General features: G+C 32.0%; 14 protein-coding genes. 2 read left to right on the top strand and 12 right to left on the bottom strand.

Features of this window, described 5'->3' with window-relative positions; translation table 11 throughout:
- The first annotated feature begins 15 nt into the window (after nt 1–15).
- Both prfB and arsC read left to right on the top strand, forming a co-directional pair.
- A complete protein-coding gene (gene prfB, locus ACQY6M_RS13820; RefSeq protein WP_428742472.1) occupies nt 16–1,110 on the top strand; it encodes a peptide chain release factor 2 in 1,095 nt (364 codons plus the stop codon).
- 19 nt (nt 1,111–1,129) lie between these two features.
- Nucleotides 1,130–1,471 (top strand): arsenate reductase (glutaredoxin), encoded by a 342-nt coding sequence (arsC, locus tag ACQY6M_RS13815; RefSeq protein WP_428742471.1) that lies wholly within the window; start codon nt 1,130–1,132, stop codon nt 1,469–1,471.
- Nucleotides 1,472–1,521: 50 nt separating this feature from the next.
- On the opposite strand, the gene ACQY6M_RS13810 is transcribed toward arsC, so the two are convergent.
- The 12 genes from ACQY6M_RS13810 to ACQY6M_RS13755 all read right to left on the bottom strand — a co-directional run bounded on the left by ACQY6M_RS13810 (nt 1,522) and on the right by ACQY6M_RS13755 (nt 12,428).
- On the bottom strand, nt 1,522–2,469 hold the full coding sequence (locus tag ACQY6M_RS13810; RefSeq protein WP_428742470.1) for a UDP-glucuronic acid decarboxylase family protein: 948 nt from the start codon (nt 2,467–2,469) through the stop codon (nt 1,522–1,524).
- A 42-nt stretch (nt 2,470–2,511) separates the two neighbouring features.
- Nucleotides 2,512–3,522 (bottom strand): glycosyltransferase, encoded by a 1,011-nt coding sequence (locus ACQY6M_RS13805; protein ID WP_428742469.1) that lies wholly within the window; start codon nt 3,520–3,522, stop codon nt 2,512–2,514.
- Nucleotides 3,522–4,301, bottom strand: coding sequence for a DUF3050 domain-containing protein (locus tag ACQY6M_RS13800; protein ID WP_428742468.1), 780 nt, complete (start codon nt 4,299–4,301; stop codon nt 3,522–3,524). The genes ACQY6M_RS13805 and ACQY6M_RS13800 overlap by 1 nt, the downstream gene beginning before the upstream one ends.
- Nucleotides 4,302–4,372: 71 nt before the next feature.
- Nucleotides 4,373–5,185 (bottom strand): enoyl-ACP reductase FabI, encoded by an 813-nt coding sequence (locus ACQY6M_RS13795; RefSeq protein WP_274634730.1) that lies wholly within the window; start codon nt 5,183–5,185, stop codon nt 4,373–4,375.
- A 50-nt stretch (nt 5,186–5,235) separates the two neighbouring features.
- A complete protein-coding gene (gene recN, locus ACQY6M_RS13790) occupies nt 5,236–6,888 on the bottom strand; it encodes a DNA repair protein RecN (protein ID WP_428742467.1) in 1,653 nt (550 codons plus the stop codon).
- A gap of 172 nt (nt 6,889–7,060) precedes the next feature.
- The gene (locus ACQY6M_RS13785; protein ID WP_428742466.1) at nt 7,061–7,951 is read right to left on the bottom strand and encodes a DUF4835 family protein; all 891 of its coding nucleotides are present in this window, start codon (nt 7,949–7,951) and stop codon (nt 7,061–7,063) included.
- Nucleotides 7,944–9,155 (bottom strand): bifunctional phosphopantothenoylcysteine decarboxylase/phosphopantothenate--cysteine ligase CoaBC, encoded by a 1,212-nt coding sequence (gene coaBC, locus ACQY6M_RS13780; RefSeq protein WP_428742465.1) that lies wholly within the window; start codon nt 9,153–9,155, stop codon nt 7,944–7,946. The genes ACQY6M_RS13785 and coaBC overlap by 8 nt, the downstream gene beginning before the upstream one ends.
- Nucleotide 9,156: 1 nt before the next feature.
- Nucleotides 9,157–9,477: a DNA-directed RNA polymerase subunit omega gene (locus ACQY6M_RS13775; protein WP_428742464.1), complete on the bottom strand. Its 321-nt coding sequence runs from the start codon at nt 9,475–9,477 to the stop codon at nt 9,157–9,159.
- Nucleotides 9,478–9,480: 3 nt separating this feature from the next.
- Entirely contained in the window at nt 9,481–10,293 is an 813-nt protein-coding gene (locus tag ACQY6M_RS13770; RefSeq protein ID WP_428742463.1) for an outer membrane protein assembly factor BamD, read from the bottom strand.
- 131 nt (nt 10,294–10,424) lie between these two features.
- On the bottom strand, nt 10,425–10,940 hold the full coding sequence (locus ACQY6M_RS13765; RefSeq protein ID WP_428742462.1) for a ferritin: 516 nt from the start codon (nt 10,938–10,940) through the stop codon (nt 10,425–10,427).
- A gap of 100 nt (nt 10,941–11,040) precedes the next feature.
- Nucleotides 11,041–11,916, bottom strand: coding sequence for a 4-hydroxy-tetrahydrodipicolinate synthase (gene dapA / locus ACQY6M_RS13760; protein WP_428742461.1), 876 nt, complete (start codon nt 11,914–11,916; stop codon nt 11,041–11,043).
- Nucleotides 11,916–12,428 (bottom strand): DUF6913 domain-containing protein, encoded by a 513-nt coding sequence (locus tag ACQY6M_RS13755; protein ID WP_428742460.1) that lies wholly within the window; start codon nt 12,426–12,428, stop codon nt 11,916–11,918. Before ACQY6M_RS13755 ends, dapA begins: the two co-directional genes overlap by 1 nt.
- Nucleotides 12,429–12,456: the final 28 nt, after the last annotated feature.

The following is a 12,456-nucleotide window of genomic DNA, read 5'->3' as shown; positions in this document are numbered from 1 at the left end:
TGTATTTTTGCATCTATGATTACACACGAACAGCTTAAAAATATCGCTGAACGAATTGGCAAGTTAAAAGGATATTTAGAAATTGACAAGAAGTTAATTGAAATTTCAAATGAAGAAGAAAAAACAGCAAATCCTGATTTTTGGAACAATCCAAAAGAAGCAGAAGCTGTTATGAAATCCCTTCGTTTTAAGAAAAAATGGGTAGAAGATTACAATACTGTTGTGGCGATGAATGACGATTTAACAGTTTTGTACGATTTTTATAAAGAAGGAGATGTTGAGGATAGTGAAGTAAAAGAACAATATGAAAAAACGGCTACTTTTTTAGAAGATATTGAATTTAAAAATATGCTTTCTGAAGAAGGTGATAGTTTAAGTGCTACCATACAAATAACTGCAGGTGCAGGTGGAACTGAGAGTTGTGATTGGGCAGAAATGTTAACTCGAATGTACACTATGTGGGCAGAAAAACAAGGTTATAAAATAAAAACCTTGAATTACCAAGAAGGTGATGTTGCTGGTATAAAAACAGTTACTTTAGAATTTGAAGGTGATTATGCTTTCGGATGGTTAAAAGGTGAAAATGGCGTGCATCGTTTGGTGCGTATTTCTCCTTTTGATAGCAATGCTAAACGTCATACTTCCTTTGCTTCGGTATATGTATATCCAGTAGCTGATGACTCTATCGAAATTGAAGTAAACCCTGCCGATATTGAAATTACCACAGCACGTTCTAGTGGCGCTGGTGGACAAAATGTAAACAAAGTTGAAACAAAGGTACAATTAGTACACAAACCTACTGGAATTCAAATTCAGTGTTCTAATTCACGTTCGCAGCACGACAACAGAGCCACTGCTTTACAAATGTTGAAATCTCAGCTGTACGAAATTGAGCTACAAAAACGATTGGCTGCCCGAGATGAAATTGAGGCTAACAAAATGAAAAATGAATGGGGAAGTCAAATTCGAAACTATGTAATGCATCCATATAAATTAGTAAAAGACGTTCGTACTGCCCATGAAACAGGAAATGTAGATGCTGTAATGGACGGAAATATCAATCCATTTTTAAAAGCCTATTTAATGATGATGGGACAAAAAGAAGATTAAACTTATAAAACTCTTAAAAATGATAAAAATATACCATAATCCACGTTGCTCTAAATCACGTCAAGGTTTAGAAATCGTAGAAAATTCTACAAAAGAATTTGAAGTTGTAAAATATTTAGACAATGTTCCTTCTGAAAAAGAATTAAAAGAAATTATCAGTTTATTAGGTATTTCTCCTATTCAATTGGTTCGAAAAAATGAGCAAATTTGGAAAGATAATTTTAAAGGAAAAGAATTATCTGATGCTGAAATTATAAAAGCAATGGTTGAGAATCCAAAATTAATAGAACGTCCAATTGTTATCAATGGTGGTAAAGCAGTGATTGGTCGTCCACCAGAAACTATCAAAGAAATTATTTAAAAACAAAAGCACCTCTAGGGGTGCTTTTTATTTTTTACTATATAAATATCTTATTTTTCTGTAGTTAATACTTTATCAAAATAAGTTATTACTTTTGTTAAGCCTTCTTCTAAACCTATAACAGGTTTCCAATCATTTAATATTTCTTTTGCAAGCGAAATATCTGGTTTTCTTTGCATAGGATCGTCTTCAGGTAAAGGTTTAAAAATTATTTTCGAGGATGAGTTTGTTAGTCTTATAATTTCACTCGCTAACTCCAAAATAGAATATTCCAAAGGGTTCCCAATATTAACAGGACCTATTACATTTTCAGAAGTATTCATCATGCGAATCATTCCTTCTATTAAATCGTCTACATACTGAAAACTTCTAGTTTGTGAACCATCACCGTATATTGTAATATCTTCTCCTTTTAAGGCTTGAATAATAAAATTAGAAATCACTCTACCGTCATTGGTATTCATCCTTGTTCCGTAGGTATTAAAAATTCTAATAATTTTAATACGTACATCGTTCTGTTTATGATAATTCATAAATAGTGATTCAGCACAACGCTTTCCTTCATCATAACAAGAACGTAAACCTATCGGATTAACATTTCCCCAATAGTTCTCAGGTTGCGGATGTATTTTGGGGTCACCATAAACCTCACTTGTAGATGCTTGTAATATTTTAGCATTTACTCGTTTAGCTAAACCCAACATATTAGTAGCACCTACTACTGATGTTTTTATAGTTTTAATAGGATCGTGCTGATAGTGTATTGGTGAAGCTGGACATGCTAAATTGTATATTTCGTCTATCTCAGCATAATAAGGTTCTGTTACGTCGTGACGAACCAATTCAAAAAAAGGATTTTCTAAAAGATGTAAAATATTTTTTTTACTCCCTGTAAAGTAATTATCTAAACAGATTACTTCATTCCCTTCATCTAACAAACGTTCACAAAGATGTGAACCAATAAAACCTGCTCCTCCTGTAACTAAAATTTTTTTCACTAACTATATATATTTTACATCAAAAATAAGAACTTATATTAATTAATGCTTCTTAAAGAATAAATTTGGAAATTGTTTTTCTGGATTCCTTTGCAACCATCGAATATAAAATGTTGATTTTAAGAATGCTATCCCATATCCAAAAAATTGTATAAATACAGCATAAACGGAAAAAATACCCACAACAATATTCCTATTAATTATTGTAGAGTGTAAAAATAAAATCCCTAAATACATTAAAAGAGGATATACTAATTCTATCTGTCTATTAATAATTGCTCCTCCTATTGAAAAAATCACAAACATTACAAATAAGGTAGGAAACCAAAAAGTAATTTTTGCTGTTTTTGGGTGCCAACTCGACAATATTGGTCTTACCATACCAAATTTTTTGACCTGAGTATAAAATTTACTCCATGAAATCCTTCTTTTATGATAAACATAAGCATTAGGTAAAAAATTGGTAGAAAAACCTTCTTTTTCTATTCTTCTTGATAAATCGGGATCTTCTCCTGGATGAATCCTTGCAAAACCTCCTGTCTTTTCAAAAGCTTCTTTTGATATTCCCATATTAAAACTACGGGGTTCAAACTTTTGAACTTTGGTTTTCCCTCCTCTAATGCCTCCAGTTGTTAAAAAAGAAGTCATAACATAATTGATTGCTTTTTGTAGGGTCGTAAAACTTTCATGTGCGGTATCTGCTCCACCAAAACAATCTACATAGTTCTTTTCTAAAAAAGCATGAATTGTACTCAGGTAATGTCCAGGCAATATTACATCAGAATCTAAAATAATAAAATAATTTCCTGATGCCTTCTTCATACCATAATTTCTGGAATCTCCTGGTCCAGAATTTTTTTTATATAAATAGGTTATAGTAAGTTTTTCTTGATACTTTTTAACTATTTCTTCAGAAGATTCTGTAGAACCATCCTCTACAATTACTATTTCGTAAGGTTGATTATAGTCTTGCTGGGTTAGACTTTCTAACAACTCATCAATTTCTTGTGGTCGATTGTAAACGGGTACTATTATTGAAAGCTGTAGACTCATTATACTAAAACTGTTTTGTTTATTTGTTTAGCGATTCCATCCCAAAGCTGGATTCTTTTCTGCAATGATTCCTTTGCATAATACAACACATCATTCCATTTTTGTTGATCTTCTCTGCACAACTCTTCAATCATTTGTAATGATAACGGTCCGTGTTCATCACCATCTAACTCAATATGTCTATTCAAATAATACGTCAATTTACTGTATGAACTACCTTCTTTTTCTTCCGTATTTTTTACAATTTCTAAAAACATATCTGGTATCACATCTTCTCTTCCAAAGGTAAAACTTGATGCAATAATATGAGCTTGTCCTGTTTTAATAACTTCAAAAGAAAAATTTACAAAGTCTTTTACTTCTTCAAGAATAGAACTATCCTCTATGGCTATCTCAACAGGTTTTCCATCAATAATATCCGAAATAAAACTTGAAATTTGAGCTGTACTAGCCCCAGCTTGACGCATAGCATCAATATACATCTCAAAATGACTTTTAGGCTCGCCTAACTCGTTTACATCAGTTTCTTCACCTAACACTATTTCATTAATAAAACGTGCTGTTTTTGTATTTACAGCAGGTAACCAAGGTAAAGTTACGCAAGTAAGCTCTCGTTGTAACGCTTTTAGCAACGACATAAAATCCCATACAGCAAATACATGTGATTCCATAAATAGTTTTACATCATCAATATGTTGTAACGAATTGTACAATTCGTGTTCTTTTAACTGTTGTCTTAATGGCGCTAACTCCTTTTCTATCTGTAAAATATTGTTCATTTTGTAGCTATCAATAAAAAATGCAAATCTAACGATTTGCATTTTATCTATATTCTATTTCAGTAAAGATCTTACTCTTCAGTAAATCTTTCCATTACTGCATCACTTACTCCCATGTTAGAGAAACCTCCATCGTGGAATAAGTTTTGTAAAGTTACTTTTTTAGTTAAGTCAGAGAATAATGAGATTGTGTAATCTGCACATTCTAACGCTGTTGCATTTCCTAATGGAGACATTTTTTCAGCATATGAAATAAATCCGTCAAAACCTTTTACTCCTTGACCTGCTGTTGTTGGAGTTGGTGATTGAGAAATTGTATTTACACGTACTTTGTGGTCTCTTCCAAAGAAATATCCAAAACTACGAGCAATACTTTCTAAATACGCTTTATTATCAGCCATATCGTTGTAATCTGGGAATACACGTTGTGCTGCCATATAAGTTAATGCAACAATACTTCCCCACTCGTTCATGGCTTGTTTGTTGTATAAAACGTTCATTACCTTGTGAAAAGATACCGCAGAAACGTCCCATCCTTTCGTTGTAAAATCGTAGTTAGAATCTGTATAGTGTTTTCCTTTACGTACATTTACTGACATACCGATTGAGTGTAAAACGAAATCGATTTTACCTCCTAAGATTTCCATAGACTTTTCAACTAAGTTGTTTAAATCATCCATAGAAGTAGCGTCAGCAGGAATAATTTCTGACCCGGTTTTCGCTGCTAAATCTTTGATACCTCCCATACGCATAGCAATTGGCGCGTTGGTTAATACAAACTCTGCTCCTTCTTCGTGAGCACGTTCAGCAACTTTCCATGCAATAGAATTTTCATCTAAAGCTCCAAAAATAATTCCTTTTTTTCCTTTTAATAAATTATACATATTTAAAATATTTTAGTCTATCGTTGTTCGTTTAGAAAGCAAATATACTCTTAATTTAATAATTCCTTAGCATGGGTCAATGCACTTTCAGAAACATCCTTACCACTTAGCATCTCTGCAATTTCCCTAATTCGCTCACTTTCTGATAATAGTTTTAAATTTGAAGTAGTAACTCCTGCTTCTTCCCCTTTAAATACTTTATAGTGTTGTACACCTTTTGAAGCTATCTGTGGTAAATGTGTAATAGTTATTACCTGCATATTCGCTCCCATATCCTGCATTATTTTTGCTATTTTGTTAGAAACCTCTCCTGAAACTCCTGTATCAATTTCATCAAAAATAATCGTTGGTAATTGTATATTCTCTGATAATATTTTTTTGATGGATAGCATGATTCTCGACAATTCTCCACCAGATGCCACCTTCTTCAATTCTCCAAAATTCCCGCCTTTATTGGCAGAGAACAAGAACTCTAAATTGTCTTTTCCGTTAGATAAATAATCTTCGGAAGGTTGTAATTCGATAGCAAAACGAGCATTTGGCATTCCTAATTCTGATAAGAGGTATTCTAATTCTTTTTTCAACTTTGGAATGACTTTATTTCTCGAAGTAGTAATCATATTTGCTACTTCATCAAGCTTTTTAGCTACTTCTTTAATTTCTACTTCCTTTTTTCCTATCAATCCTCCAGCGTCTTCAACTTGTGCTACTTTTTCCGCTAACGATTCATGGATTTCTTGTAACTCAGTTATCGTTGCTACAGAATGTTTCTTTTGAAGATTGTAGATTAACTGCAATCTATCATTCAGCTCTTCTATTTCATTTGGATTGAACTCCACCTCTTCATTGGCACTTTCCAATTCAGCAACTACATCGTCTAACTCAATTTTAACACTTGTTACACGATTGGCTAATTCTTCATACTGCTTTGAATATGAGCTTATTTTTTGCAGTTTATTCTCTAAGGAATGTAATAAAGTTTGAATTCCTATCTCTTCATTTATTGACACACCTAAAGCTTCCGATAAATTCAACTTTATCTCTTCAATATTGTTTAATTTATCTAGCTTTTCTTCTAAAACTTCTTGCTCACCTGCTTGTAATTTTGCATCTTCTAATTCATTAAACAAGTGCAAATTGTATTCGTACTGTTCTTTTGATTTTTCGGTTTCTTCTTGAAGAAGTTTTAGCTCCTTTTTTAATTTGTTATAAGCACGTACCCCTCTTTTATAAGAGGCTATTTTAGCTTGATTCTTTGCTAAAGCATCAATTACAGAAAACTGAAAACTCTCGTCCGATAACTGCAAGGTTTGATGTTGCGAATGAATATCTATCAACTTTGATTTTAAAGCTGATAGTACAGATAAGTTTACTGGTGAATCGTTTACAAAAGCACGTGATTTTCCCGAAGGTAAAATTTCTCTTCTAATAATCGTCTCCACTTCATAATCAACATCTAACTCTTCAAACAATTCTTGTAAATTATAGCCTTCAACCGAAAATTGTGCTTCAATTACACATTTTTTTTCAGTGTCTTTAAGTGAAGATAAATCGGCACGATTACCCATTACTAAACCTAAAGCTCCTAATAAAATAGATTTTCCAGCTCCAGTTTCACCAGTAATGATAGATAAACCTTTTGTAAAATCAATCGATAACTGATTGATTAGCGCGTAGTTTTGTATGGATAAATGTGTTAACAAATTTTATTCTTTAAAAGGAATAAAAGTAAGGATTTTGATTGAATTATATCGCCCTAAAAAATGATTTGTCTTTACGAGAAGTAATAAAGTAATCTTTCCATGAGATTCCTTCACCTCAAAATTTTGAGGTTCGGAATGATGTTATAATTTTTAGCAGTTTACAAACTTCGTTTTACTGAATATTTTTCCACTTATCCTTATAAGTTGGAGCAATTTTATTTAAAACTGTAAGCATTTGAGATTGATTTTTAGAAGCAATTCCATCAGAAAAAACATTGACTATTTCATCTCCTTTAGCATCTAAGAATACACGGATCATGTAATTACCAATGGCTATATTATGCAACTTATCTAAATCTATTACGCTTTTTTCTACAGCTTCTTTCGCTGAGCTTTTATCATCAGCAAATTTATCAAATCCATTACGGTGATAGTTATAATAAATACTTCTTAGCGTACTATATTTTGATGATAATAAATTATCAATCAACGCAAATCTATTTTGTTTTCCAACTTGATTTTGCCAACCAGATTCACCATTCGCTTGTGCCAATAACATAATATTTTCAGCTTGCTTAAAATAACTCTCTCCTCCTTTTAAAGCAAAAGTATCTGCATCTATTCCTAAAATCGTGTATACATAAAAAGCAATTGTAGAAATTAAATTGGAGTCGTAAGTAGTTGGATTGTAAATTAACGGATCAAATTCGTTATAACGAAAGTTAAAATTTGTATCGTTAATATTTAAAACAGGAGTTGCATACGTAGAATTGTACACAGGTCTCGTTGATTGCACTTGTAAAGTTGCTGAAAAGTTACTACCATTTTGTTCATCAATAATGATGTTAAAAGCACAATTAATACGTTCTTGCTGTTTGAAGTTTCTGTTAGTCCATTGTTTATCATTGATAAACTCGGTTAGTGCTTTTTGTAAGGTTTGATATACTTGTTTGTTACTACTTTGAACTTTATCTGAATTGATAACCACAGTAGCATTCAACTCTTGAGATTGAGAAGATAAAACAATTGAAAAAAGAAAAACTATAAAGAAAAACTTACGCATTTAATTTTTGTATTATTTCGTTAACGATATCTTTTGACACTTCTACTTTCGATTTTAAATCAAATGATTTTTCATTCAAATCAGCATCAATAATTGTAATTTTATTAGTGTCGGTCGCAAAACCAGCACCTTCATCACGTAACGAATTTAATACAATAAAATCTAAATTTTTGCGTGTAAGCTTACTTTTTGCGTTTTGTACTTCATCGTTCGTTTCTAATGCAAACCCAACTAATAACTGATTTTTCTTAATTTCTCCTAGAGATTTTAAGATATCTTTAGTTGGTTCTAACTCAATACTTAACGCTGCTTCTTTCTTTTTTATTTTTTGAGTTGCCACATTTTTTGGTCGATAATCGGCCACAGCGGCAGATAATACTGCTACATCCACATCTGCATAATATTGATGACAAGCATCATACATATCTTGTGCTGATTTTACGTCTATTCTATGAATAAAAGAATGATTTGCTTGTTGATGAGAAGGGCCAGCTATTAAGAATACCTCTGCCCCTAAATTAGCAGCAGTTTTAGCAATTTCAAACCCCATTTTACCCGAAGAATGATTTCCGATAAAACGTACTGGATCTATTGCTTCATACGTTGGTCCTGCAGTAATTAATATCTTTTTTCCTCGAAGTGGTAATTTCGATACGATGTCTTTTTCAATAAAGTCAACAATATCTTCTGGTTCTGCCATACGACCTTCACCTACCAATCCGCTTGCCAATTCACCCGAAGTAGCTGGTATTAAAATATTACCAAAACTTTGTAAACTATCTAAACTTGTTTTTGTTGATGGATGCTGGTACATATCTAAATCCATTGCAGGTGCAAAATACACTGGGCATTTTGCTGATAAATAGGTTGCCAACAATAGGTTATCACAAGTACCATTAGTCATTTTAGACAAGGTATTTGCCGTTACAGGGGCAATTAGCATCAAATCTGCCCACAAACCTAAATCTACATGATTATTCCACAATTCATTTTCGTCCTCTTTATCATAAAAAGTAGAATGAACTGGATTTTTTGAAAGTGTAGAAAGAGTAAGAGGTGTTATAAAATCTTTAGACGCAGGAGTCATAATAACCTTGACTTCTGCGCCTGATTTTATAAATAGACGAACTAAGTTCGCTGTTTTGTACGCCGCAATACCTGCGGTAACACCAAGTAAAACTTTTTTACCGCTTAGTACAGACATATTATTTTGTCTCTGGATTTCTATAATATACTTTTTCGTTTAACCATTCTTCCACAGCTATTGCATGTGGTTTAGGTAAGCGCTCGTAAAATTTAGAAACTTCTATTTGTTCTTTGTTTTCAAAGACTTCTTCTAAGCTATCATTATAAGTAGCAAACTCATCTAACTTATCTACTAATTCCTTTTTTAAATCAGAATTAATTTGTGTAGCTCTCTTAGCTATGATTGAAATAGCTTCGTAGATATTATCTGTTGGAGCTTCGATAGCTTCTCTGTTGTAAGTTATTGTACTTAACGCCGCTTTCGTTTCTTTATAATCCATTTTTTAACTTTTAACTAATTGCTCTTGTTCCTTGTTTAATGCTGTTAGCATTTGATTTGACTCTTCCATGAATTTAGATTCTGGAAAATTTCTTTTCAATTTATCGTACGCCTTTACTGCTTCTTTTATTCTTTCCGCTTTTCTTCGTTGCGTACTTTTCATTGCAAAATCGTGTGCAGCTTTTAAGCGATAAAATAAAGCTTCTTCTTTATATTTTGTCCCTAAGTAGTCTTCTAATAAATTGTCAAAAGCTACTATCGCTGCTTTGTAATTTCTAGAATCGTATTCTGCTGTTCTATAATATGTTTTTGCTATTTCAAAAGCTTTCTTTTCTAATTTAGCTCTTAACTCTGCGTGATACTTATTAGCCTCTGCTAACTTATCAGAATCTGGATAATTATCAATAAACTTTTGAAATGCTTCTAATGCTTTATCTGTATCTGTTGGATCTAAACTATAACTAGGTGCTGCTTTATAATAACTTAACGCCGATAAAAAAGCAGCTTCTTCTCTTTTAGAACTCTTTGGATAATTACCTGCAAATCTGTTGAAGTAATACCCAGCTAAACTGTAATTCTTTTCATTAAAATTAGCCTGTGAAACCATAAATTGAATACGCTCCATTTGTGGTTTTCCTCTGTATGAAGGAGTTATTTTTTCAAACAAACGTAAGGCTTTTCCGTACTTTTGTGCTTCGTACATTTTCACAGCCATTTTGTATTGTTCTTCAACAGTTCCTCTATTTAATACTTTTTGGTATTCTCCACATGAAGATAGTACTAAAAGCATTACAAGAATATACGCTAGTTTTTTCATTTTTTGCATCTGGCAAAATTAGTGATTAATTATGGATTATTAAAACGATTTTTTTACTCTGAATAAAGCACTACAAGAAACTATAAATTCTGTTATAAAATATTCAAAGAATCCCTAAATGTTTGTTAATCTTATTGCTGAGCATTTGTTGCTGACTGTGCTACTATTTGTTTTACATCGTTATCAAACAAATACAATCCTCCTTTATCATCACCAATTAAGTTGATTTTATCTAAAATATTGCGCGCTAACGCTTCTTCTTCTATCTGCTCAGACACATACCATTGTAAAAAGTTATGGGTAGCATAATCTTGCTCTTGTAAGGTAATATGTACTAAATCGTTGATTGATTTAGACACCATTACTTCATGATCAAACAACGCTTGAAACATATCTTTAAATGAACCAAACTTTGTTGGAGGAGCAGATAATTCTGAAATACGTGCATGACCTCCACGTTCATTTACAAACTTTACCAATTTTAACATATGCATACGCTCTTCATCTGAATGTGCATACATAAATTGTGCTACACCTTCAAACCCTTGTATTTCTGCCCAACATGCCATCGATAAATATACTTGTGACGACTCTGCTTCTACTTTTATTTGCTCATTTAATGCCTGTTCTATTACTTTTGATAACATATTTTTCTTCTTTTGATTTGATTCTTATACAAAGATGCTAAAAAAAGACTACAATAACGAAACTGTAGTCTTTAGTCTTATTAATTTTTGTTTAGACAAATTATAGATTATCTATAAAATCTGATATTTTGGTTTGTAATTCCTCTGATGCTTTTACCAATGGTAAACGTACCTCATCTAAACAAATTCCTAACTTTAACAGTACAGCTTTAATTCCTGCCGGATTATTTTCTTCAAAGATATAGTTTACAACATCCATCAATTTGTAATGTATATCATAAGCCTCTTTTGCTTTTCCTTCTAATCCTAACTGAATCATTTTTGAAAACTCTTTTGGTAATGCCTGTCCTATTACAGAAATCACTCCTGCTCCACCTGCCAACACTACTCCTAATGCTAAATCATCATCTCCAGAAATCACTAAAAAGTCTTCTGGCTTATCTTTTAACAGTTCATAGTATTGTTGTTGATTGTTTCCTGCTTCTTTAACTGCAATAATATTTTCAAAATCTCTAGCTAATCGTAAAGTAGTTGCAGGCTCCATATTTTTTGCTGTTCTTCCAGGAACATTGTATAAAATAATTGGCTTTGGACTTGCTAACGAAATTGCTTTGTAATGCTGATAGAAACCTTCTTGAGTTGGTTTACTATAATATGGAGCTACAGATAAAATTGCATCAATATCGGTTAAATCTAACGAAGTCAGCTCATCAATAATAGCCTGTGTATTATTACCACCAACCCCAAGCACTAAAGGTAAACGTCCTCTATTTTCTTCAGCAACGACCTTTATTATTTCAAGCTTTTCTTCTTTGGTGATTGTTGCACTTTCTCCAGTAGTTCCATTTATTACTAAATAGTTTGTGCCATTTTCAATATTATAGTTTATTAACTTTCTAAGTGCATCGAAATCTACACTTAAATCTTCGTTGAAAGGAGTTACCAATGCTACTCCAGTTCCTACAAACTTTTGCATTATATTTTATTTAAAATCGTTAGGTATTTTTTTAATTCTTGATTTAAAACCGCTTCGTTAAAATTAACATCAGACACCACAATATCGTATAATCTATCATCAATTTCAGCAAAACCTGCTTTGAAATCTGCTTGTGATAACAAAGTTACCATATTCGTTAGCAAATTTGATGTTTTTGTATAGTTTATAAATAAGTCGTATTCATTTTTAACGAAATTTTTCAAATTGTCGGATTTTAAACTCGCATTAAATCCTAAATCTTTGTTCGTGAAAAACTGTGGTGATAGCTCATCTTTTTTAGAATACTCTCTATAAACCAAAACTGTTATATCTTCTTTTTTTAACGGAAAATTGTTCGCTAAATTCGCTAGCACTACATTTACCAAAGCTTCATTATCCAACAAGATTGCTATTTTTTTAACCTTGGTAGTTTTATGCTTTTTAAGACTCTGCTTTGCTATGAGTTTATCGTACTCCTTTTGAATGGACTTACTTTTTAATTTGCTTATCATTTATGAAAATTAGGGATAGCTAATTTAT

It is taken from the genome of Tenacibaculum sp. (genome assembly GCF_050290165.1).
Taxonomy (GTDB): domain Bacteria; phylum Bacteroidota; class Bacteroidia; order Flavobacteriales; family Flavobacteriaceae; genus Polaribacter.
This window is presented reverse-complemented; position numbering and strand designations above follow the sequence as displayed.

What these genes read in the sequence shown, in the direction of transcription:
- arsC (WP_428742471.1), top strand. Translation starts at nt 1,130, where the DNA reads ATGATAAAAATATACCATAATCCACGTTGCTCTAAATCACGTCAAGGT.
- ACQY6M_RS13765 (WP_428742462.1), bottom strand. Translation starts at nt 10,940, where the DNA reads ATGTTATCAAAAGTAATAGAACAGGCATTAAATGAGCAAATAAAAGTA.
- ACQY6M_RS13770 (WP_428742463.1), bottom strand. Translation starts at nt 10,293, where the DNA reads ATGAAAAAACTAGCGTATATTCTTGTAATGCTTTTAGTACTATCTTCA.
- coaBC (WP_428742465.1), bottom strand. Translation starts at nt 9,155, where the DNA reads ATGTCTGTACTAAGCGGTAAAAAAGTTTTACTTGGTGTTACCGCAGGT.
- ACQY6M_RS13800 (WP_428742468.1), bottom strand. Translation starts at nt 4,301, where the DNA reads ATGAACAATATTTTACAGATAGAAAAGGAGTTAGCGCCATTAAGACAA.
- ACQY6M_RS13805 (WP_428742469.1), bottom strand. Translation starts at nt 3,522, where the DNA reads ATGAGTCTACAGCTTTCAATAATAGTACCCGTTTACAATCGACCACAA.
- ACQY6M_RS13755 (WP_428742460.1), bottom strand. Translation starts at nt 12,428, where the DNA reads ATGATAAGCAAATTAAAAAGTAAGTCCATTCAAAAGGAGTACGATAAA.
- ACQY6M_RS13775 (WP_428742464.1), bottom strand. Translation starts at nt 9,477, where the DNA reads ATGGATTATAAAGAAACGAAAGCGGCGTTAAGTACAATAACTTACAAC.
- ACQY6M_RS13785 (WP_428742466.1), bottom strand. Translation starts at nt 7,951, where the DNA reads ATGCGTAAGTTTTTCTTTATAGTTTTTCTTTTTTCAATTGTTTTATCT.
- ACQY6M_RS13795 (WP_274634730.1), bottom strand. Translation starts at nt 5,185, where the DNA reads ATGTATAATTTATTAAAAGGAAAAAAAGGAATTATTTTTGGAGCTTTA.
- prfB (WP_428742472.1), top strand. Translation starts at nt 16, where the DNA reads ATGATTACACACGAACAGCTTAAAAATATCGCTGAACGAATTGGCAAG.
- dapA (WP_428742461.1), bottom strand. Translation starts at nt 11,916, where the DNA reads ATGCAAAAGTTTGTAGGAACTGGAGTAGCATTGGTAACTCCTTTCAAC.